Genomic DNA, 21,522 nt, shown 5'->3' with positions numbered 1-21,522 from the left:
CATGCCGTCTGTCGATGCTTCCTGTCGTATTCCGGCGTCAAGCCGGCCGCTCTGGCCCGTCAATCCCCAGGAGGACGGCGATCTCGGCCATCGCGCAATACCTACCTCAAGGCCCGCTCCGACGCCACCGGCGCGGCCCTTTGGTATCAGTTGTCGCCGGGAAGCTCCACGTGGAAGGCGGTGCCTTCGCCGGTCCTTGATTCCACCCAGATCCGACCGTGATGCTGATCGACGATCTTCTTGCAGATCGCGAGGCCGATGCCGGTTCCCTCGTACTTGTCGGGGGTGTGAAGCCGCTTGAATACACCGAAGATGGTATCGTGATAGACCGGGTCGATGCCGATGCCGTTGTCCCGGATGGTTATCACCTGGGTCATGGCGCGGGCCGAGGCGGTGACCGTCACCACGGGCGGACGGTCCGGCAGGCGGTATTTGATGGCGTTGCCGATGAGATTCTGGAACAGGCGGACCAGATCGAGGGGGGCGCCCTTGACCATGGGAAGGGGGGCCGGGATCTCCACCAGACCATTGGCGTCGGCGATGCTGGAATGGAGGTTGGCGCAGGCCTCGTTCACCACATCGGTCAGGGAAACCGGTTCCATGGGCTTGGCGTCGCGGCCGATGCGCGAGAACTCCAGCAGGTCGACCACCAGATGATCCATGCGCACCGCGCCGTCATGGGCGAAGGCGATGAACTCGCGGGCGTCGGCGTCCAGCTTCTCGCCATAGCGGCGCAACAGCAGGGAGACATAGCTGGAGACCTGGCGAAGGGGCGAGCGCAGGTCGTGGGAGGCGATATAGGCGAATTGCTCCAGATCCGCATTGGACCGGGCAAGCTCGCGGCGGATGCCGTCTTCCTCCAGCACGGCGCCGATCCAGCGGGCCAGCAGCCGCATGAACTCGCGGTCGCCGTCATCGAACTCACGCGGGCTTGGGTCCGGGGAATTGAAGTTCACCGTGCCGTAGACATTGCCGCGGACCCGGATGGGCGCGCCCACATAGCTTTCCAGGCCGTGCTCCTTGTAGCAGGGGTGATCGGCATGGGGTGATTGTCCCCAATGGGCAATGGCGACCACGTCGTCTTGCGCCATCACCAGGCTGCAATTGGTGCTGGCCAGGCTGAACACCGATCCCGCCAGCGAGGTCTTGCCCAGGGCGCAATAGTAGTGCTCGACGGTGAAGCGGCCGCCGTCGACCCGGCTGATCATTCCCGAGCCCAGGCCCAGGTGCCGGCACCCCAATCCGAGGGCGTCGGCGAGCTTCTGCGCCGCCGTGGAGGCCGGCAGCGCCATGATCTCGCTCAGGATGCGCAGATTCTCGTACTGGCGGCGCAGCGCGGCCGTCTGCTCGCTCAGGGCCAGTTCGACCCGCATGCGCGGGGTGATGTCTTCGTGAACCAGAACCACTTCGGGAATGGAATTGTCCAGCCCGTGAATGGGATAGGCATGGCTGTGAACCCAGCGGTCTTCGCCGGAGCCATCCTCGGCGGCCAGGTGGATGGCGGGAATTTCCTGGCTGCGTCCCGCCAGTCCCTCGGTGAGCAGGCTTTCGGCGCCAAGCCTGTTCAGGACCGGATGTCCGCCGGTTGCGGCGGGAAGGGGGGACTGCGCTCCCCACATGCGCACCCAGGCCCGGTTGGACATCACCGGCGCCGCATTGCTGTCGACGATCTGGATGGCCAGGGGGCTTTGCTCGAAAATGGCCCGGAAGCGGATTTCCGACTCGCGCAGGGCCTGTTCCGCCCGCTTGCGATCGGTGATGTCCATGGCGGTGGTCAGGCATTGCCAATGGTCGCCCCATCCATCGCTCAGGCGGACGCTTTCCAGAATGACCGGGAAAGCCGGGTGTGCCTCGGGCGCCAGCCAGAGCTCGCTGCTGGCGCGGTGGCCGGCTCTCACCCGGGCGAAATGGTCGTCCAGGTCCTTGCGGCTTTTCTTGTCCACGAACAGCAGGAACGGTTTGCCGGTGATGCGTCCTTTGGTGCGGCCCAGCATGCCCATGCCGGCGATGTTGGCATCCGTCACGACGGCGTTTCCATCGATGATGAAGTAGCCGATGGGAGAATATTCAAACAGGTCCCGATAGCGGGTGCTGACCTTTTCGATATGGCCCTGGGCCAGGTGAAGCTCCTCGTTCTGGGCTCTGAGCTCTTCCTGGTGGACGCGAAGATTGTGCAGGGTTTCCGCCATCTGCTGCTGGCTTTCCGCCCCCGGGGTGGCCGCGCGACGGCGCAGGGCGGCGATCTCGCGGACCAGGGCCGCATTCTCGGCTTCCAGCTGCGCCTTGGTTCTCGGCGTCCCGGTCTTGCCTTTCTCCTCGGGCATCTGCATAGGCAGCCTGTGTCTTGATTGGGTTAAGCCATCTGGACAAAAGCAATACACAGGGGGCGTGCGACTTTGTATTGGCCATCCGACAGTTGAGATTATAATGTCGTTTGGAAGGCAGGCCAGATTTAAATGCGGCGCATCCAACGGGCGTTGGATCGAGGGGGTGGGATGGCGCGGAAGCCGGTTGTGCAAGATGGAATGCCCCAGGACGCCAAGGCCAGGCTGAACGGCGATGGCGAAATCTCCAAGAAGACGCGGTCCAAGCGCAGCAATCTGTATGTCGTGGGCATCGGCGCCTCGGCCGGCGGCCTCGAGGCCCTGCGGCCCTTCGTGGCCAATCTGCCCGATGATGCCAACATGGCCTATGTCATCGTCCAGCATCTGTCGCCCGCCTATCGCAGCATGATGGTCCAGCTGCTGGCGCGCGAGACCAAGCTGCCGGTGGAGGAGATCAAGGACGGCACCAGCCTTCAGCCCAATACCATCTACATCACGCCGCCCAACAAGGACGTGCGGATCAAGAATTCCTCCCTCTGGCTGCGCGAGCCTTCGGCGCCTCTGGGGCCCAAGCCCTCGGTGGACGGGTTCTTCGCGTCTCTGGCCGAGGACCGCGGCCAGCACGCCATCGGCGTGATCCTGTCGGGAACCGGCAGCGACGGGGCGCACGGCATGCGCGCCATCAAGGCCAGCGGCGGCCTGACCGTGGCCCAGGACCCCGAGACCGCCAAATATGACGGCATGCCCAAGGCCGCCATCGATTCCGGCTGCGTGGACCAGACCTTGCCGCCCGACGGCATCGGTCCGGAACTGGCCTCCATCTCCCGCTTTCCCCGGCCGGTGGTCAATCAGAAATCCGAGGAATCCAAGACCAAGGACACCATCACCGAAATCTTCCTGCTGGTCAGGAAGCATACCGATGTGGACTTCGCCCAGTACAAGCTGAATACCGTGCGCCGCCGCCTGGAACGGCGCATGGCCGCCAACCGGATCGAAAGCCTGGACGCCTATCTGGAGTTCGTCCGGCGCCATCCGCCGGAACTGGACCTGCTGTGCAAGGACATCCTGATTTCCGTCACCTCGTTCTTCCGCGACACCAAGGCGTTCGAGGACATCAAGACGATCCTGGCCGGGTTGCTGCAGACCAAGCGGCCCGGTGACAGCATCCGCATCTGGGTTCCCGCCTGCGCCACGGGCGAGGAGGCCTATTCCTTCGCCATGATGCTGACCGACCTGCTGGGCGATTCCGTCCGGTCCTACAAGATTCAGGTCTTCGCCACGGATATCGACCTGGACGCCATGCGCCACGCCCGCAAGGGAAGCTATTCCGCCTCCACGGTCGAGGCGCTGGACAAGGCCTATGTGTCGAAATACTTCGATGCCCTGGGGCCGCACTACCAGATCAAGAAGCCCATCCGCGAGATGGTGGTGTTCGCCCGCCAGGACCTGATCAAGGACCCGCCCTTCGTCAAGGTGGACATCGTCAGCTGCCGCAACGTTCTGATCTACTTCAACTCCGACCTTCAGGACCGGGTGTTCCAGGTCTTTCACTACGCCCTCAATTCCGACGGCCATCTGTTTCTGGGCAAATCGGAATCCGTGGGACATTGCGCCGACCTGTTCCGCGCCATCAAGACCACGTCCAAGATCTTTCAAAAGCGCATGGGCGGGCCGCGCACCGCCAATCCGGTCTTCGGCGCCTTCCGTCCGAAGTTGTCCGACACCCACGACACCATTCTGCCCCTGGGCGGCACATCCATCGAGAATCTGGTGCGCGACGGCTTCGTCGCCGCCTGCATGCCCCCCAGCGTGGCCATCAACGAGAATCTCGACATTCTGTACTACCATGGGGACGTGGACGCCTTTGTCCGCTTTCCCCAGGGGCGGCCCAACCAGAATTTGGGCAAGCTGATCGCCGACGACTTCCGTATCGACCTGCGCGCCCTGGTCCACCGGGCCAAGGAATCCGGGGCCGTCGCCATGGGAACCAAGCGGCAGCTGCGCACCCGCGATGGCGACATCCTGGCCCGGCTGGTGATCCGCCCCCTTCCCGCCGAGGGCATCAGCGAAGGCATCTTCCTGGCCAGTTGCGAGAAGATCGATGCGGTGGCGGAGGGCTCTTCCGCGGAGCTGCCGGCATCGCTCGGCAACGATATCCGCCTGATCGAGCTGGAGCAGGAGCTTATCGCCACGCGCGAGCATCTCCAGACGGTGGTGGAGGAACTGGAAACCTCCAACGAGGAGCTTCAGGCCCTCAACGAGGAAATGCAGGCCGCCAACGAGGAACTGCAATCCTCCAACGAGGAGTTGGAGACGTCGAACGAGGAACTGCAATCCACCAACGAGGAACTGACCACCGTCAACGAGGAACTGCAGGTCCGCACCAGTGAGCTGGGGGCCGCCAACGCCGATCTGCAGAACATCCAGGACAATGTGGGCTTCCCCATGCTGGTGGTGGACAAGGGGTTGCGCATCACCCGCTTCACCCCCCAGGCGGCCCGGCTGTTCGGATTGCTGCCGTCCGATACCGGCCAGCTGATCACCGCCGTGCCCAGCCAGTTCCACATCAAGGATCTGCGCGGCATGCTGATGACCGTGGTCTCCAGCGGACTGGCGCATGAAGAGATCATGGAGATCGATGGCCGGATCTATCGTATCGGCATCGTGCCCTATCGCGACCTGCGGGAAGAGACGGCGGGAGCCATCCTGACCTTCCTGGACGAAACCGTGATCCGCACGACCCAGCGGAATCTGGAAGACACCATCCAGTCGCTGCAGACCGCCCAGGAGGATCTGAAGGACGCCAAGGAGGTGGCCGAAGCCGCCAACCGGGCCAAGTCGGAGTTCCTGGGCAATATGAGCCACGAACTGCGGACCCCCCTCAATGCGGTGCTGGGCTTCGCCCAGATCATGGCCGACGAGATGTGGGGCGAAATCGGCAATGAGCGCTACAAGGAATACATCGAGACCATCGTCAACAGCGGCCAGCACCTGCTGTCATTGATCAATCAGATTCTCGAAATGTCGGTGATCGAGGCGGGGCGCGTCACCATGCGCGAGACCGCAGTCAATCTGCACGACGTCATCACCAGTTCCATGCGCCTGCTGCACTCCCAGGCCGAGGAGAGCGGCATCACGCTGACGGCCTCGGTTCCGCCCGACCTGCCCCAGTTGCGCGGCGACCTGACGGCCATCCATAGGGTTCTGATCAATCTGCTGGGCAACGCCCTCAAATTCACCGGGGCCGGCGGCTCGGTCGCCCTGACCGCCGCCATCGAGCAAAGCGGCGTGACCATCTGGGTGCGCGATACCGGCATCGGCATCAGCGCCGCCGATCTGGAGCGGGTACTGATGCCCTTCGAGCAGGGCGGCCAGCGGGTCCTGCGCCGCGAGCGGGAAGGTGTCGGTCTCGGCCTGCCCATTTCGAAATCGCTGATGGAACTGCATGGCGGCACCCTCGGCATCGACAGCGTCGAGGGCAAGGGCACCACCGCCTCCATCCACTTCCCCGCCTCGCGGATCATTGGTTCCGGCGAGTGATGCCTTGACGGACGGGGCGGACGGTTCCGAAAAAGCCCCGGCCCACCCGATTCAGGGGGCGCTCCGCGTCACGGCCCTGGGGGACGCCAGGGCCAGGAGCCCGACGGCAGTGAACTGAAAGATCAGGGTCAGCAACCCGGCATCCTCGGGATGGGCCAGCGACAGCCCGCCATGGGCCAGGGCCGCCGCCGCCAGCCCGCCCAGCATGACCGGCAGCCGCGGGCGGAAGTGTGCCCCCCGGCGCAGCATCAGCAGCACCGCCACCGTGGGGATGGCGGTGATCACCGCGATATCCGGCAGGCAATGGAGGTGGGGACCACTCCATAAGGTCCCGGAATCCGGGGACAGCCATTCGAGGACGCATTGGCGGCCGAATCCGCCCAGCCATACCAGCATGGGCGGCACCGGCAACAGGGCCCAGCGCCTGGAGGTTCCCGGGATGGTCAGCGTCAGGCCGGCGATGGCTGCGCACAATGCGGTCACGGCGCAGGCGATCAACTGGATCACGAAGGCCGGCTCGGCCATGCGTAATCCCAGATCCCCCCGCAATCCCATGAACACGGCGATGACGGCCACCGCCGGAACCGCCACGGCGAACCAGCGCAGCGCCCGCCGGGACGGGGGGGCGAGGCGCCGGACCGGCCGCGCGTCTCGGCTCAGGGACAGGATCAGGTCGTCGGTTCTCATCATCGCTCCGTTCCCATCATGGCGGCGCGCAGGGCCTTGAGCCCGCGATGAACCGCCACCTTCAACGCTCCTACGCTCATGCCCGTTTCGGCCGCCGCTTCCTTCAGCGAGCGTTCCTCCAACTTCAGCAGTTCGACGGCACGTCGCTGGCCATCGGGCAGGTTGGCGATGGCGCGGCGCAGCAATTGGGGGTCTCCCTGCGGCTCGTCCTGCTCCTCGGCCGCCACGTCGGGCAGCCCGAATTCGAAACTCCATTCCGGCCGTTCATGTACGGTACGGCGTGCCGATTTACGGGCGGCGTCGGCGACGCGGAACTGGGCGATGGCCATGAGCCAGGGGATGAACGGCCGTTGCGGGTCATAGGTGTGGCGGACGCGATGGAGCGAGATCAGGACCTCCTGAACCACATCCTCGCAATCGGTGTCGCCCCACCGGCGCCGGACAATCCGCCGCAGCATGGGGGTGATTTCACTCAGCAGGCGACCATAGGCCGCGCCATCGCCATCCTGCGCGGCAGCCATCAGGGCGCCCCAAACGGCGCCGGGTTCAGCCTGCTCGCCGCTGCTCAAGGCCCGGCCATCCTTGCTTTCGATCAAGCCTGACAATGACTCGAACGTGGTGTCGGCCGCAATATCCATGGCGGGAATGGCCTTCGCTTCAACGGGAACCTGATGGGAGTTCGCCGTGGGGCGCCAATAGGTTACTGAGCTACTCCCCGTTTGTTGGGTAGATTTTGGGGAAGTTTAAGCTACTTTGCGGGCCTGCTGATCGGTTTGGTTGATGGTGTTCCAGCAGACCTCGGCGGGGGGCTTTCCACCATGGGTGGCGTGAGGCCGCTGGTGGTTGTGGAAGGTGATCCAGCGTCCGATTTCCGGGGAGTCGCTCAACGTGGTGCTGTCCCGCCATCTGGTGCATCACTCCGCCTTTGCCGGGCGGGCCAAGCCGGGCGACAAGCTGCGGCTGCACACCATCACCGCCGCCTTCGCCGAGGCCCGCGACAAGACCGGCCTGGCCTGGCCGGCGGGCAAGACGCCGCCCACCTTCCATGAAATCCGCTCAACGGCCGCCCGGCTCTATGCCAGGCAGGGCATCAACGCGCGGGCGCTGCTGGGGCACAAATCCCCCGACATGACGGCGCTTTACCGCGACAAGCGCGGCGATGAATGGATCAGCGTTCCCGCCAATTAGTGACGGATTAGGGGGCGAATTCGTAACGAATGATGCTAGCGCATTGAGGTATAACGATAAAAAATCAATGCACCGTGCAGACCATGGAGGTGTGGGACGGCGGTGGATTGTGCTGTGAACTCAAAGAGATGGCGCAAATTTGCGGCGACCGGAAATGTTGGAATACAGCCATTTACGTCTCAACAGAATCAAATGACTACGGGATGGTTTTGGACGGGGGCTAGTGTCGAAGGCAATCCGTCCCATGGGTATAAGCGTTCCATAAACGCCGCTGGCGCAACTCCGTATCGAACCTTGATGCCGTTCGGCGCGATGGTAGTCCGACCAGACCATCATCGGCCGGGAGGCCGTCATGCTCGAAGCCCTTCTCATTCTTGCCGTCTTATCCATGTTCGGCGTCCTGCACCTGCTGGTGCGGGCTTGCGAACATATGTGAGCGCCGCCACCATGCACGGTAACGACCTGCTCGGTCTGCTGATCGGTGTCGCCATGGTGTTCGGCCTGGCCGGCTACCTGGCCTATGTGCTGACTCGTCCTGACAAGTTCTAGGATTTCCGGCCATGGATGCTCACGGCGTTCTCCAGCTTCTGCTGTTTTTTGCCCTGGTCCTGGCGGTCACGCCGGTCCTCGGGCGCTACATGGCCTGGCTGTTCCAGGCGGCCCCCGGCCCCCGGGAGGCGGTCCTGTTCCGCCTGCTTGGCATTGATGCCGGGCGAGAGCAGGGCTGGGCGGCCTATGCCGTCTCGCTGCTGATCTTCCATCTGCTGGGGGTGCTCAGCCTCTACGTGCTGTTGCGGCTGCAGCACCTGCTGCCGCTCAATCCCGCCGGCCAGGGGGCGGTGCCGTCCGACCTCGCCTTCAACACCGCCATCAGCTTCGCCACCAACACCAACTGGCAGAATTACGGCGGCGAGAGCACCATGAGCCATCTCTCCCAGATGGCCGGGCTGGCCGTCCATAACTTCCTGTCGGCGGCGGCGGGCATCGCGGTGGCGGCGGCGCTGATGCGCGGCTTCGCCCGCCACTCCACCCGCACCGTGGGTAATTTCTATGTGGACATCACCCGCGTCACCCTCGGCCTGCTGCTGCCCCTTTGCCTGGTGGGCGCTCTGGTGCTGGTGGGCCAAGGCGTGCCGCAGAACTTCGACGCCCCGGTGACGGCGACCACCCTGGAAGGCGCCTCCCAGGTCATCGCCCAGGGGCCGGTGGCCAGCCAGATGATGATCAAGCATCTGGGCACCAATGGCGGTGGTTTCTTCAACGCCAACGCCGCCCATCCTTACGAGAACCCCAACGCCCTGGTGAACCTGATCCACATGCTGGCGATCTTCGCCATCGGCGCCGCGCTGACCAACACCTTCGGCCGTATGGTCGGCGACCCGCGTCAGGGCTGGGCGCTGCTGGCCGCCATGATGGTGCTGTTCCTGGCCGGGCTGGGGGCCGCGTGGTGGGCCGAATCCCAGGGCAATCCGGTGCTGGGCGGCATTGCCAACATGGAAGGCAAGGAGGTGCGCCTGGGCATCGCCGCCTCGATACTGTTCGCCGTCGTCACGACCGCCACCTCCTGCGGCGCGGTCAACGCCATGCACGATTCGCTGCTGCCCCTGGCCGGCATGGTGCCCCTGGTGAACATGCTGCTGGGCGAGGTGGTTGTGGGCGGCGTCGGCTCGGGCCTCTACGGCATGCTGGTGTTCGCCCTGCTCACCGTCTTCATCGCCGGGCTGATGGTGGGGCGCACCCCGGAATACCTGGGCAAGAAGATCGAGGCCCGCGAGATCAAGCTGGCGGTGATCGCCATCCTGGCGAGCCCCCTGGCGGTGCTGGGCCTGGGTGGTCTGGCCATCGCCCTGCCGGTGGGTCAGGCGGGCATCGCCGCCGCCGGGCCCCACGGGCTGTCGGAGGTGCTCTACGCCTTCGCCTCGGCGGGCAACAACAACGGCTCGGCCTTCGGCGGGCTGTCGGGCAACACCCTGTTCTACAACGCCACCCTGGCCGCCGCCATGATGGTCGGGCGCTTCGTCATCATGATCCCGGTGCTGGCCATCGCCGGATCCCTGGCCGCCAAGAAGGCCGTGCCCCCTTCGGCCGGCACCTTTCCCACCCATGGCCGGCTGTTCGTCGCCCTGCTGGTCGGCATCGTCCTGGTGGTAGGGGGGCTGACCTACTTCCCCGTCCTCGCCCTCGGCCCGGTGGTCGAGCATCTGGCGCTTAGCGCCGGCGCCCTGTTCTAGAGGCTCCCATGACCATCCACCGCCCCCAAGCGCTGTCGCTGTTCGACGGCCCCATCCTGGCCCAGGCGGCCAAGGGCGCCCTGATCAAGCTGGGTCCGCGCCAACTGGTGCGCAATCCCATCATGTTCACCACTGCCCTGGTGTCGCTGGCCGCCAGCGTGCTGACCCTGCGCGACGTCGCCGTCGGAGCCTCGGTGGGGATCACCGTCCAAATCTGCGTCTGGCTGTGGTTCACCGTGCTGTTCGCCAATTTCGCCGAGGCCATTGCCGAGGGACGCGGCAAGGCCCAGGCCGCCAGCTTGCGGCGGAGCAAGTCCGAAGCGGTGGCCCGCAAGGTCGCCGACCTGTCGGGGAGCGGCCCCACCAGCGTTCCCGCCGCCAGTCTCAAGGCCGGTGATCTGGTGATCTGCGAGACCGGTGACGTCATTCCCGGCGACGGCGATGTGGAGACCGGCATCGCCACCGTGGACGAAAGCGCCATCACCGGTGAATCCGCCCCGGTGATTCGGGAATCGGGTGGTGACCGCTCGGCGGTGACGGGGGGCACCCGCGTGGTGTCCGACCGCATCGTGGTGCGCATCACCGCCAATCCGGGCGAAACCTTCCTCGACCGCATGATCGCCCTGGTCGAGGGCGCCAGGCGGCAGAAGACCCCCAACGAAATCGCCCTTTCCATCCTGCTGGTGGGTATGACCCTGATCTTCCTGGTGGTGGTGGCCAGCCTGCCGGCCTGGGCCTCGTGGTCGGGAACCAGCATCCCCATGGTGTTCCTGATCGCCCTGTTCATCACCCTGATCCCCACCACCATCGGCGGGCTGCTGTCGGCCATCGGCATCGCCGGCATGGACCGGCTGGTGCGGTTCAATGTCATCGCCAAGTCGGGCCGCGCCGTCGAGGCGGCGGGCGACATCGACGTGCTGCTGCTGGACAAGACCGGCACCATCACCCTGGGGGCGCGGCAGGCGTCCGAGTTCCTGGTCCTGCCCGGCATCCCCGAGCGCGATCTGGCCGAAGCCGCCTTCCTGTCGTCGCTGGCCGACGAGACGCCCGAGGGCAAGTCCATCGTCGCCCTGGCCCGGACGCGCTTCGGCTTTGCCGATCCCGTCGCCGAGATGACCTTCGTGCCCTTTTCCGCCCAGACCCGCATGAGCGGGGTGGACACGTCGGGAGACAGCATCCGCAAGGGAGCGTCCGACGCCATCCTCCGCCACGTGGCCGATTTCGCCCCGCGCGACCTGCCGGGGCTGGTGGAGAGGGTGGCCAAGGCGGGCGGCACGCCGCTGGTGGTGGCCAGGAACGGCCGGGCGCTCGGCGTCATCCACCTGAAGGACATCGTCAAGCCCGGCATCCGCGAACGCTTCGCCACGCTCCGCGCCATGGGCATCCGCACGGTGATGATCACCGGTGACAACCCGTTGACGGCCGCGGCCATCGCCGCCGAGGCCGGAGTGGACGACTTCCTGGCCGAGGCGACGCCGGAAAAGAAGCTGGAGCTGATCCGCGAGCACCAGCAGGGCGGCAAGCTGGTGGCCATGTGCGGCGACGGCTCCAACGACGCTCCCGCCTTGGCCCAGGCCGACGTGGGGGTTGCCATGAACACCGGCACCCAGGCGGCGCGTGAGGCCGGCAACATGGTCGATCTGGAAAGCGATCCCACCAAGCTGATCGAGATCGTGATGATCGGCAAGCAACTGCTGATGAGCCGGGGCGCGCTGACCACCTTCTCCATCGCCAACGACGTGGCCAAGTACTTCGCCATCATCCCGGCGCTGTTCCTGGCCTCCTATCCCCAGCTTCAGGCGCTGAACGTCATGGGGCTGGCCAGCCCCGAGAGCGCCATCCTGTCGGCCATCATCTTCAACGCCCTGATCATCGTCGCCCTGATTCCCCTGGCGCTCAGAGGCGTGCGTTACCGTCCCGCCGACGCCGAGACGCTGTTGAAGCGCAACCTGGCCGTCTACGGCCTGGGCGGGCTGGTGGCGCCCTTCGCCGGCATCAAGCTGATCGACATGGCGGTGGCCGTTCTCGGCCTCGCCTGACGGAGTGACATCCATGTGGAAAGACCTGCGTTCCTCCCTTGCCCTGCTGGCGGCGCTGACCGCCGTCACCGGCTTCGCCTATCCCGGCGCGGTGAGCGCCCTGGCCCATCTCGCCTTCCCCTGGCAGGCGCAGGGAAGCCTGATCGAGAAGGACGGCAAGGTGGTGGGCTCGGCGCTGATCGGCCAGAGCTTCACCTTGGCCGGCTATTTCTGGGGCCGGCCCTCGGCCACCGCCAAGCAGCCCTACGACGCCGCCAATTCCGGGGCCAGCAACCTCGCCCCCAGCGCCAAGGCCCTGGCCGACACGGTGGCCGCCGCCAAGGCGGCGCTGCTGGACGCCCATCCTGGACAGGCCGATCCGGTGCCGGCCGACCTGCTGACCGCCTCGGCCTCGGGGCTCGACCCCCACATCACCCCGGCGGCGGCGGCATGGCAGGTGAAAAGGGTGGCCAATGCCCGCCGGGCCCCCCAGGAGGAAATCCGCGCCCTCATCGCCCGCCTCACCGAGGGCCGCGAGGCCGGAATTCTGGGCGAACCCCGCATCAACGTGCTGAAGCTCAACATGGCTCTGGACGAGCGCTGGCCCATGAAGTGAAGTGATCGGCATGAGCGAGCCGCAACGTCCCTCGCCCGACGCCCTTCTCGCCCAGGCCCGGCGGGAGGGGCGTGGGCGCTTGAAGATCTTCCTCGGCGCCGCGCCCGGCGTAGGGAAGACCTATGCCATGCTGTGCGCCGCCCATGAACGCCTCAGGGACGGCGTCGACGTGGTGGCGGGGGTGGTCGAGACCCATGGCCGCAGGGAGACCGAGGCCCTGGTCAAGGGCCTCGACGTGCTGCCGGCCCGTCTGGTGGAGTACCGGGGGCGCGAGTTCCGCGAGATGGACCTGGACGCGCTGATCAGCCGGCGCCCCGCCATCGCCCTGGTGGACGAACTGGCCCACACCAACGTTCCCGGTTCGCGCCACCTCAAGCGCTGGCAGGACGTGGAGGAGGTGCTGGCCGCCGGTATCAACGTCTACGCCACCTTGAACATCCAGCACCTGGAAAGCCTGAACGACGTGGTCGAGCGGATTTCCGGCGTCAAGGTGCGAGAGACCCTGCCCGATGGCGTGCTGGCCGGAGCCGACGAGATCGAGCTGATCGACCTGCCGCCCGAGGATCTGATCAAGCGTTTGAACGAGGGCAAGGTCTACGTTCCCGAACAGGCGCGCCGCGCCGTCGGCCATTTCTTCTCGCCCGGCAACCTGACGGCGCTGCGCGAGATGGCGCTGCGCCATGCCGCCGAGCGGGTGGACGCCCAGATGGTCGACTACATGCGCACCAACGCCATCGCCGGTCCCTGGCCGGCGCGCGAGCGCATCATGGTCTGCATCGACGAGCGGACGGATTCCGACCGGCTGGTCCGGGTCGCCAAGCGTGCCGCCGACCGCCGGGGCGCCGCCTGGATGGCGGTCACGGTGGAGACCTCCCACACCCTGACGCTGCCCGAGGCCGACAAGGACCGGATCGCCGCCGCCATACGGCTTGCCGCCCAGTTGGGGGGCGAGACGGCCCACCTGCAGGGTGACGACGTGGTGGCCACTATCCTGGCATCGGCCGCCGAGTGTAACGCCACACAGATCGTGGTTGGGCGCCCCAGGCGGCTGCGGCTGCTGGACCGCTTCTCCGCCACCGTCACCGATCGGCTGGTCGAGCGGGGAGGGGCCTTCAACATCCTGGTGGTCGGCGACGATGCCGAGGATGTCCGCAAGGCGCCGCGGCCGGCGGCGCCGCGGCCCGAACCCCAGGACTGGCTGGGTCTCGCCCTTGCCCTGGTAGGGGCTGCCGCCGCCACCGGGCTGGGCTTCGCCATCGACCTGTGGCTGCCGGTGGCCAGCATTTCGGTGGCCTATCTGCTGGCGGTGATGATGGTAGCCATGCGGTTCGGCCTCCGGCCCGGCATTCTGGCCTCGGTGGCGAGCTTTCTTGCCTTCAACTTCTTCTTCACCGAGCCGCGCTTCACCTTCGCCGTCTCGGACGTGCAAAACCTGCTGACCCTGGCCTTCTTCCTGATCGCCGCCTTCATCGTCTCGGGCATGGCGAGCCGGCTGCGCGCCCAGGTCCGGGCCAGCCGGGAAAGCGCCCGGCGCACCGCCAATCTCTATGATTTCGGCCGCAAGGTGACGGGGGCGGCCACCCAGGACGACGTGCTGTGGGCGGTGGTCCATCACGTGGCCGACACCATTCGCGGGCGGTCGCTGGTGCTGCTGCCGGTGGACGGCCGTCTCGGCATCGCCGCCGGCTACCCGCCCGAGGATCAGTTGGACGACAAGTCCGCCGCCGCCGCCGATTGGGCCTGGGTCCACGGCAAGCCGGCCGGGCGCGGTTCCGCGACCCTGCCCGCGGCCCTGTGGCTGTTCCTGCCCCTTCGCACCGGGCGCAGCGCCGTGGGCGTGCTGGGCGTGCAGATGAGCGAGGACGCCGACCTGCCCAGCCCGGCCCAGATGCGTCTGCTGGAAACCCTGGCCGATCAGGCGGCGGTGGCCATCGAGCGCACCATCCTGGTCGCCGATATCGAGACGGCGCGGGTGGTGACCGAGCGCGAGCGTCTGCGCTCGGCCCTGCTGTCGTCGCTGTCCCACGACCTGAGGACGCCGCTGGTGTCCATCATGGGGGCGGCCAGCAGCCTGATCAGCTATGATGGCGCTTTAAGCGCCGACAACCGCCACGATCTGGCCCAGACCATCCAGGACGAAGCCGAACGCCTGAACCGCTTCGTCCAGAACCTGCTGGACATGACCCGGCTGGGCAGCGGCACGCTGAAACCCCGCATCGACTGGGCCGACCTGTCCGACATCGTCGGCGGCGCGGTGGAGCGGGCGGCCCGGCTGACCCGTTCCCATGCCGTCAAGGTGGACATCGATCCCGGCATGCCTTTGCTGTGTGTGGATGCCGTCCTGCTGGGCCAGGTGTTCTTCAATCTGCTGGACAACGCCTGCAAGTATTCGCCGCCCGGCACCGGCATCAAGGTCTGGGCCAGGAAGGCCGCCGACCATATCTCCATCGAGGTGGCCGACCAGGGGCCGGGTATCCCCGAGGCCGACCGCGAGAAGGTGTTCGACATGTTCTACCGGGTCAACCAGGCCGATAGCCAGCCGGCGGGGACCGGCCTTGGGCTCGCCATCTGCCGCGGCATCGTCGAGGCCCATGGCGGCACCATCCGCGCCGAAGCCGGCTTGCACGGATCGGGAACCGCCATCATCATCCGCCTGCCGCTGCCACAGCCTCCCGATGTGGCCGGCGAGGAGGGGTGATGAGCCGTATCCTGGTCGTCGACGACGAACCGCAGATCCGCAAGTTCCTGCGCATCTCCCTGGCCGCCAACGGCTACGAGGTGGCCGAGGCGGATTGCGCCGCCGCCGGCCTGGCGGCCATCCGCGAGCGGGAGCCGGACCTGCTGATCCTCGACCTCGGCCTGCCCGACCTGGATGGACAGGAAGTGATCTCCGAGGTACGCGAAACCTCGGATCTGCCCATCATCGTGCTGTCGGTGCGCGCCCAGGAACTGGACAAGGTGGAGGCCCTGGACCGGGGCGCCAACGATTACGTGGCTAAGCCGTTCGGCGTCGCCGAGCTGATGGCCCGGGTCCGCGCCGTGCTTCGCCCCCGCGCGGCCAAGGACGGGGGACAGGTGGTGGAGAGCGGCCCGCTCCGAATCGATCTCGACCGTCTGGTGGTCAGCAAGGCCGGTTCGGAAATCCACCTGTCGCGCAAGGAATGGGACCTGCTGGCCTTCCTCGCCCGCCACCCCGACCACGTGCTGACCCACAGGCATATCCTCAAGGAGGTCTGGGGGCCGGCCCATGTGGAGGACACCGCCTACCTGCGGGTCTACGTCAACCAGCTGCGCCAGAAGCTGGAGGACGATCCGGCTAGGCCCAGGTTGATCGTCACCGATCCGGGGGTGGGATACCGGCTTCGCCTGGACCCGCTTGCCTGACGGTCAGACGTTTGAGCCGTCGACCCTAGTGGACGGTGCAGGCCATGGAGGTGTGGGAGGTCGGGGGATTCTGACGTAAATTCAATGAGGCAGCTGAAATTTGTGGCGGTCGAAAACGTCGGGAAACGGCAATTTTCCGCTCAATGAAATCAGATGGTTAGGGGATGGTTTTGGCGGGCTTGCCGCAACCCCAGCCGCGACGGCCCCGGCCAGCGGGGCGGCCGAGGAGGCGTGGCGCCCATGATCCCTTGGCTCCATCTCAGGTTCAGGGGCGTTTCGGTCACCAGGGGAAGTCCCGGAAGCGCCGTCGGAACACATGGTCGCTCAGGGCCGCCAGCCCTCCCAGGACGGCCGGTCCGGCGGCCATCAGCCATGGACTGGCATGAAGGGTTGCCGATGATCCATAGGTGGCGCGCAACGTCTCGCTGAGATAGGTGGTGGGCATCAGCAGCGCCAGTGCGTTCCAGGGCCAGGCCAGACTATCCCAGCCATAGAAGGTGCAGCCGAAGAACATCATGGGCATCATGACGAAGGCCAGGACGCTCTGGGCCTTGTCGGGGGTTCGCGGCAGGGCGAAGGCTATGGCGAAGAGCAGGCTGAAGGCCGCAGCGCCGAAGACGATAGCCGCCAGGGCCAGGACCGGCTCGGCGGGTGAGAGCCCCAGTACCAGCCGGATCAGCACCAGGGCGGTGGCCCCGGCCAGCATTGCCATCGCGGTGGCTCCGGCCACCAGAGCGCCAAGAAAGCCCCGAAGCGTGATCGGCCCCAGCAGCCACGCCTCCATGGCATGGAAGTAGTAGCCGGTAACGAACATGCCGCCCACCACGGCCATGGCCGAGTTCATCACCACGATGGCGACGATGCCCGGCGCCACCACCTGGGCGTAATCGATTCCGCCGCCGACCCTGGTTCCGCCCAGCACGCCGCCGAACACCAGCAGGTAGACCAGGGGCTGGAACAGCAGCCGTTGAACGGCGCTGCGCCAAGGCCAAGCCGGGGGCGGCGATCCGCGACACCACCATCAGCCAGAAATTTGCCCGGTGTCGGGATGGGGCCGGGGTGAGGGCTCCGGCGGGCAAAACGCCTCCGACCTTCCATGAAATCCGGTCGTTGGCTGCCCGGCTCTACACCGAACAGGGCATCAATGCCCAAGCCCTGCTGGGGCACAAGTCGGCGGATATGACTTCGATCTATCGTGACGTTCGCGGCTCCGAGTGGATCGAAGTGCAGACCGGATGATTTTTACAACCCGAGCCTCGATATGGAGGGGAAGTGGAGGCGATGTGGAGGGTGGCTAAAAATATCAATAATATCAATTAGTTGTTCTAATGCACCGTGCAGACCATGCATGGGTCGAAGGAGCGGACCACGTGCTGGACGGCGACAGGGGTGGTTTCGCCGGGGTTGACCGGGGTTCCGGCCAGGGCCGTTTCCAGGGCTCCGGGATTGCCTTGGGCATCGCGGGGCGAGAAGTTCCAGGTGGTGGGGGCGACGATCTGGTAGCTGGCGATCCTGCCGCCCTGCAGGCCCAGCCAATGGCCCAGCGTCCCGCGGGCCGCCTCGACCAGCCCCACCGATTGGCCGTCCATGAGCTGGGAGGGCGGGGCGCAGAACGGCTCGCCCGGGCGGATGGCGCGAATCCAGCCTTCCATGGCGGGGATCAGCCGGGCCAGTTCCAGCAATCTCGCCACCACCCGGTCGTGCACCGAACCGCCGGGGCGGGCGGCGGCCAGGGCGCGAGCCAGGGGATGGCCGTCCACCACCTGGCGGGCCAGGGCGCCCACCTCGGCCACCCGGCCGTCCAGGCGCGGTGCCTTGCACCAGGTATAGGCCTCGGCCTTGTCGGGAGAGGGCATGCTCTGGCCCGAGAAGGGGGGGAGGATTCCGCCCTCCATCCAGCTGTGGGCGTGATCCTCGCTCACCAGGGCGGGATCGAACTCCGACAGGGCCTGGCCGGTCCAGACGCCCGGGGCGAACAGACCGAAGCTGCCCGACGAGATGAAGCGGCCGGGACCGTGCCCCAGGGTGGTGAAGTTCAGGTCGCGGGCGATGTGCAGGAACAGGCGGAAATCGCCCTGCCCGGGCGGCGCGGCATCGGCCCAGGCCTCCAGGGCGCCGACGCCGTCCAGGGCGGCGACGGCTTCCAGCGGGGCGGCGAACAGGTGGGTTTCCAGGGCTTCGCGGAATTCGGAGACGATGGACAGCAGGCGGATCTTCTCGCCCGGATCGACGGACTTGGTGACGCCACCCGGCTGCAGCGCCAGGGAGTGTGGCCACTTGCCGGCCAGCAGGCCCATCAGATGCAGGAAACGGGCGCGGGCGGGAAGCAGGGCGCGGGCGCATTCTCCATCGCCCGCCGCGAAACGCCGGCGCGCCAGCGCGAACCACGAGCGCTCGCCATAGCATTCCCGCGCCAGATCGGGGGCGAAGAACAGCATGAAGTGGGTGAGGTGGTCGGCGGCGTTCTCGGCCGCCAGGATCAGGTTGGCGGCCAGCGTGCCGTTGGCCGGAATGTCGGGGCGCTCCAGCCCGGCCAGGGCGCGGGCGGCGGCGACCGATTGCGATACCGAGCAGATGCCGCAGATGCGCGGTGCTATCACCAGGGAATCGGCGGCCGGGCGGCCTTGCAGGATCTGCTCGAAGCCACGGTAGAGGGGGGCGTTGACGCGGGCCTCGGCCACCACGCCATCGGTGACGTCCAGCGTGACTTCGAGGTCGCCTTCCACCCGGTTGAAGGGGCCGACGATCAGGCGGGTGGGGGCGTTGGTCATGGCGTCTTCGAAGGCCGGCGGGCGGGGGGAACGATGACGTGGTCGGCGTGGGCGTTGGTGCGAACCCGCTGGGGCGTCGCCGATTTCGACAGCGCCGCCAGGGCCACGAACCACGCCTTGGGCATGTCCACCGGCAGGCCGACCGGGATGCCGGCCACCTTGGCGGTTTCCTGAAACGGACCCGAAGGCGTCTCGAAGGCGGGTGAGGTGCAGTTGATGCAGGCGTAACCGCCATCGGTGCACGAGCCATAGCCGTTCCAGCGGCGGATGTTGCAGTCGCCGGGCGCCTGGGTGGCGCGGCAACCCAGATTCTCCATCAGGCAGCCGCGATCCGAGGGGCGCGCCGCGCTGGCCTTGAACTCGTAGAACTCGTTGCGGCCACAGCCGTGATGGGCCAGATGGTCGGCATAGGCGCGCGGCCGTCCCAGGGCGTCCAGATGCGCGGGCGTCACCTCGCCCAACGCCAGGGCCGCCAGGGTTTCGACGATCCATCCCGGATGGGGGGCGCAGCCGGCGATGTTGACCACCGGCAGGTTTGAGGCCGAGCGGAAGCCCTTGCCCAGCGCGCCGCCCAAATCCCAGCCGGAATAGTGCAGGCCGCGGGCGTCGGTGGGATTGTGGCCGGCGGCCGGTACGCCGCCGAACGCCGCGCAGCTGCCCACCGCCACCACATGATTGGCCTTGGCGGCCAGGCGGGCGATCCAGTCCTTCATGGGCTTGCCGCTGCCCGACAGCATCTGGAAGCGGCCCGAGCCGCCGGGACCCAGCAGCACCGAGCCCTCGACGCACAGGCAGTCCAGCCGGACCCGGCCGGTGGCGCAATCCTCGAGGGTGGCCAGCGCCTCGGCGCCGCATTCCTCGGAGAGCGAAGGGTGCCACAGCAGGCGGATGCCGAACCGTTCGAGCGCGCGCAGCAAGCCCGAATCGTCGGCCGCCAGGGCCGACATGGTGCAGCCGCCGCAGCTGGCGGCCTGCAGCCACAAGACGTTGAAAGTGTCGGGAGGAGGGGACGGCGCGATCATGTCGCCACATTATACCAAATCGCGGTGAGTGGAACTCATCGAGATTTGGTTAGGCCCAAGGGGCCGCGCGGGTGCCGGCTTCGCCGGCAAGTATTTCAGAGCACGCGGAGGCGTGCGCCCGGCGCCTGAGGGCGGCGTATAAAGTCAAGCCTCTCCCGGTGGATCGTCGCGGCCGATCAGGGCGCGGGCTGCCGGGGTGTGCCAGCCGAATCGCACCGAGGCCACCCGAACCAGCACGGTGACGGCTATTCCGGCCAGGGCGGCCAGCTGGGCGGCCAGACCCGCGGCCAGGGCCAGGACGGCGAAGGTCGCCCCCCCGGCCAGGGCCGCGGCGGCATAGAACTCGCCCGGACGGAAGATCAGCGGGTCCTCCCGGGTCATCACGTCGCGCAGCACGCCGCCGCCCACCGCGTTGATCACCCCGATCAGCAAGGCCGGAACCCAGCCCAGCCCGGCGTTCAGCGCCTTCTGCGCCCCGAACACGGTGTAGAGCCCCAGACCCAGGGCATCCACCAGCAGGAAGACCAGGGACAGGCGGTTGAGGCTTTGTCCGAACACCAGGCCGATGATGGTGGCCACCACCACCGACAGCAGGTAGTGGGAGCCCAGGACCGCCGGCACCTGCTGCAGGAAAAGACCATCGCGCAGCAATCCGCCGCCGATGCCGGTGACCAGGGCCAGGAAGAACACGCCGACGAAATCGTAGCCCTTGCGCATGGCGGTCAAGGCCCCGGTGACCGCGAACAGGAAGGTGGCGGCCAGGTCGAAGGCGAGCGGCAGGGTGAACTGGCCGATCAGCATCACGCGGCCTCAGGATTCGACGCGATTGCGGCCGTTGATCTTGGCCCGGTAGAGCGCCGTGTCGGCACGGGCCACCGTATCCTTGAACGACTCGCCGTCCCGGTACTGCGCGACGCCGAACGACGCGGTGGTGGAGCCGATGGTGGCGACCGGCTCTTCGGCGATGGAAGCCCGCAGTTTTTCGGCCAGGGCCACGGCTCCGTCCAGGTCGGTATCCGGGCAGATGACCAGAAATTCCTCGCCGCCCCAGCGTCCGACGATGTCCACCGCGCGGACACCGCTGCGCAGCAATCCGGCGATGGTCTTCAGCACGTCGTCGCCGGTCTGGTGGCCATGGGTGTCGTTGACCGACTTGAAATGGTCCACATCGCTGATGATCAGGGAAACCGGCTTGGCATAGCGCTGGGCACGGTCCAGTTCGTGGGCATAGGCCTCGTCCAGGCGGCGGCGGTTGAACAGCCCGGTCAGGGTGTCGGTGATGGAGGCCCTTTCCAGTTCGACGCTTTTCAATGCGAGAAGGGCATAGGCTTCCGACAGCTCGTTCTGGGCGTCCTTGAGCGCGCCGATATCCACGGCGATGGAATGCTTGACCCGACGGCCGTCGAACCAGTCCATCAAGGTCTCGTTCAACTGGTACCAGCAATCGTCGCGGTCGTTGAAATGCTCGAACACCATGGTGGCCGGCCCTAAGGCTGCCGCCTCGGACAGGGGGGCGATCTTGCAGAAATGGCAGGGTGACGGCTGGCCGTAGATGGCGTCGTGGCAGGTTTGCCCCGTCACCGCTCCGGTTTTCCGCCGCATGGCCTGGTTGACGCTGACCAGTTCCAGGGTCTGGGTGTCGACCACGTAGATGGGAAACGGGATGACGTCGAACGTGCCATCACTGCGGGCGCCTTTCGCCGTGTGTTCGCGCCTTGACGCCGTGGCCATCCGTTTCCTC

Annotated in this window: 17 protein-coding genes; 9 read left to right on the top strand and 8 right to left on the bottom strand. The window is 66.8% G+C overall.

The features are described from left to right. Positions 1-146 precede the first annotated feature (146 nt). Positions 147-2,324, bottom strand: coding sequence for a PAS domain-containing sensor histidine kinase (locus WV31_RS21855; RefSeq protein ID WP_168186018.1), 2,178 nt, complete (start codon positions 2,322-2,324; stop codon positions 147-149). 201 nt (positions 2,325-2,525) lie between these two features. On the opposite strand from WV31_RS21855, the gene WV31_RS20630 reads away from it, so the two are divergent. Next, entirely contained in the window at positions 2,526-5,864 is a 3,339-nt protein-coding gene (locus WV31_RS20630; RefSeq protein ID WP_168186017.1) for a chemotaxis protein CheB, read from the top strand. Positions 5,865-5,915: 51 nt separating this feature from the next. Here WV31_RS20630 and WV31_RS20625 read toward each other — a convergent pair whose 3' ends face one another. Both WV31_RS20625 and WV31_RS20620 read right to left on the bottom strand, forming a co-directional pair. After that, complete coding sequence (locus WV31_RS20625; RefSeq protein ID WP_085375282.1) at positions 5,916-6,554, bottom strand: NrsF family protein; 639 nt, start codon at positions 6,552-6,554, stop codon at positions 5,916-5,918. Beyond that, complete coding sequence (locus tag WV31_RS20620; protein ID WP_085375726.1) at positions 6,551-7,072, bottom strand: sigma-70 family RNA polymerase sigma factor; 522 nt, start codon at positions 7,070-7,072, stop codon at positions 6,551-6,553. The genes WV31_RS20625 and WV31_RS20620 overlap by 4 nt, the downstream gene beginning before the upstream one ends. 331 nt (positions 7,073-7,403) lie before the next feature. On the opposite strand from WV31_RS20620, the gene WV31_RS20615 reads away from it, so the two are divergent. The 7 genes from WV31_RS20615 to WV31_RS20585 all read left to right on the top strand — a co-directional run bounded on the left by WV31_RS20615 (position 7,404) and on the right by WV31_RS20585 (position 15,988). Then, entirely contained in the window at positions 7,404-7,739 is a 336-nt protein-coding gene (locus tag WV31_RS20615) for a tyrosine-type recombinase/integrase (RefSeq protein ID WP_168186016.1), read from the top strand. Positions 7,740-8,186: 447 nt separating this feature from the next. After that, positions 8,187-8,288, top strand: coding sequence for a K(+)-transporting ATPase subunit F (gene kdpF / locus WV31_RS22250; RefSeq protein ID WP_168186015.1), 102 nt, complete (start codon positions 8,187-8,189; stop codon positions 8,286-8,288). Between the two features lie 11 nt (positions 8,289-8,299). Continuing rightward, positions 8,300-9,970, top strand: a complete 1,671-nt coding sequence (gene kdpA / locus WV31_RS20605; RefSeq protein WP_085375279.1) for a potassium-transporting ATPase subunit KdpA — start codon at positions 8,300-8,302, stop codon at positions 9,968-9,970. Positions 9,971-9,978: 8 nt separating this feature from the next. Further along, positions 9,979-12,009, top strand: a complete 2,031-nt coding sequence (gene kdpB, locus WV31_RS20600; RefSeq protein WP_085375278.1) for a potassium-transporting ATPase subunit KdpB — start codon at positions 9,979-9,981, stop codon at positions 12,007-12,009. 13 nt (positions 12,010-12,022) lie between these two features. Beyond that, a complete protein-coding gene (gene kdpC, locus WV31_RS20595; protein ID WP_168186014.1) occupies positions 12,023-12,604 on the top strand; it encodes a potassium-transporting ATPase subunit KdpC in 582 nt (193 codons plus the stop codon). Positions 12,605-12,614: 10 nt separating this feature from the next. Next, positions 12,615-15,302, top strand: a complete 2,688-nt coding sequence (locus tag WV31_RS20590) for a sensor histidine kinase (protein WP_085375725.1) — start codon at positions 12,615-12,617, stop codon at positions 15,300-15,302. Beyond that, entirely contained in the window at positions 15,302-15,988 is a 687-nt protein-coding gene (locus tag WV31_RS20585) for a response regulator (protein ID WP_085375276.1), read from the top strand. Before WV31_RS20590 ends, WV31_RS20585 begins: the two co-directional genes overlap by 1 nt. Positions 15,989-16,268: 280 nt before the next feature. Here the strand turns inward: WV31_RS20585 and WV31_RS20580 are convergent, their stop codons facing one another. Next, positions 16,269-16,937, bottom strand: a complete 669-nt coding sequence (locus tag WV31_RS20580) for an ABC transporter permease (protein ID WP_335645133.1) — start codon at positions 16,935-16,937, stop codon at positions 16,269-16,271. Positions 16,938-16,993: 56 nt separating this feature from the next. Here WV31_RS20580 and WV31_RS20575 point away from each other — a divergent pair, with 56 nt between their 5' ends. Beyond that, complete coding sequence (locus WV31_RS20575) at positions 16,994-17,227, top strand: tyrosine-type recombinase/integrase (RefSeq protein WP_085375274.1); 234 nt, start codon at positions 16,994-16,996, stop codon at positions 17,225-17,227. Between the two features lie 86 nt (positions 17,228-17,313). Here WV31_RS20575 and WV31_RS20570 read toward each other — a convergent pair whose 3' ends face one another. The 4 genes from WV31_RS20570 to WV31_RS20555 form a co-directional block, all read right to left on the bottom strand. Then, entirely contained in the window at positions 17,314-18,759 is a 1,446-nt protein-coding gene (locus WV31_RS20570; RefSeq protein ID WP_085375273.1) for a nickel-dependent hydrogenase large subunit, read from the bottom strand. Continuing rightward, positions 18,756-19,781: a HupU protein gene (locus WV31_RS20565; RefSeq protein ID WP_085375272.1), complete on the bottom strand. Its 1,026-nt coding sequence runs from the start codon at positions 19,779-19,781 to the stop codon at positions 18,756-18,758. Before WV31_RS20565 ends, WV31_RS20570 begins: the two co-directional genes overlap by 4 nt. A 144-nt stretch (positions 19,782-19,925) precedes the next feature. Beyond that, on the bottom strand, positions 19,926-20,582 hold the full coding sequence (locus tag WV31_RS20560; RefSeq protein ID WP_085375271.1) for a trimeric intracellular cation channel family protein: 657 nt from the start codon (positions 20,580-20,582) through the stop codon (positions 19,926-19,928). 9 nt (positions 20,583-20,591) lie between these two features. Continuing rightward, positions 20,592-21,512, bottom strand: a complete 921-nt coding sequence (locus tag WV31_RS20555; protein ID WP_237051402.1) for a GGDEF domain-containing protein — start codon at positions 21,510-21,512, stop codon at positions 20,592-20,594. Positions 21,513-21,522 lie beyond the last annotated feature (10 nt).

The organism is Magnetospirillum sp. ME-1 (assembly GCF_002105535.1).
Classification (GTDB): domain Bacteria; phylum Pseudomonadota; class Alphaproteobacteria; order Rhodospirillales; family Magnetospirillaceae; genus Phaeospirillum.
The sequence above is the reverse complement of the archived record's forward strand: the minus strand, read 5'-3'. Positions and strand labels throughout refer to the sequence as shown.

Coding starts and splice junctions, on each gene's coding strand:
- WV31_RS21855 (WP_168186018.1), bottom strand. CDS start 2,324: ATGCCCGAGGAGAAAGGCAAGACCGGGACGCCGAGAACCAAGGCGCAG.
- WV31_RS20630 (WP_168186017.1), top strand. CDS start 2,526: ATGCCCCAGGACGCCAAGGCCAGGCTGAACGGCGATGGCGAAATCTCC.
- WV31_RS20625 (WP_085375282.1), bottom strand. CDS start 6,554: ATGATGAGAACCGACGACCTGATCCTGTCCCTGAGCCGAGACGCGCGG.
- WV31_RS20620 (WP_085375726.1), bottom strand. CDS start 7,072: ATGGCTGCCGCGCAGGATGGCGATGGCGCGGCCTATGGTCGCCTGCTG.
- kdpF (WP_168186015.1), top strand. CDS start 8,187: ATGCACGGTAACGACCTGCTCGGTCTGCTGATCGGTGTCGCCATGGTG.
- kdpA (WP_085375279.1), top strand. CDS start 8,300: ATGGATGCTCACGGCGTTCTCCAGCTTCTGCTGTTTTTTGCCCTGGTC.
- kdpB (WP_085375278.1), top strand. CDS start 9,979: ATGACCATCCACCGCCCCCAAGCGCTGTCGCTGTTCGACGGCCCCATC.
- kdpC (WP_168186014.1), top strand. CDS start 12,023: ATGTGGAAAGACCTGCGTTCCTCCCTTGCCCTGCTGGCGGCGCTGACC.
- WV31_RS20590 (WP_085375725.1), top strand. CDS start 12,615: ATGAGCGAGCCGCAACGTCCCTCGCCCGACGCCCTTCTCGCCCAGGCC.
- WV31_RS20585 (WP_085375276.1), top strand. CDS start 15,302: ATGAGCCGTATCCTGGTCGTCGACGACGAACCGCAGATCCGCAAGTTC.
- WV31_RS20570 (WP_085375273.1), bottom strand. CDS start 18,759: ATGACCAACGCCCCCACCCGCCTGATCGTCGGCCCCTTCAACCGGGTG.
- WV31_RS20565 (WP_085375272.1), bottom strand. CDS start 19,781: ATGATCGCGCCGTCCCCTCCTCCCGACACTTTCAACGTCTTGTGGCTG.
- WV31_RS20560 (WP_085375271.1), bottom strand. CDS start 20,582: ATGCTGATCGGCCAGTTCACCCTGCCGCTCGCCTTCGACCTGGCCGCC.
- WV31_RS20555 (WP_237051402.1), bottom strand. CDS start 21,512: ATGGCCACGGCGTCAAGGCGCGAACACACGGCGAAAGGCGCCCGCAGT.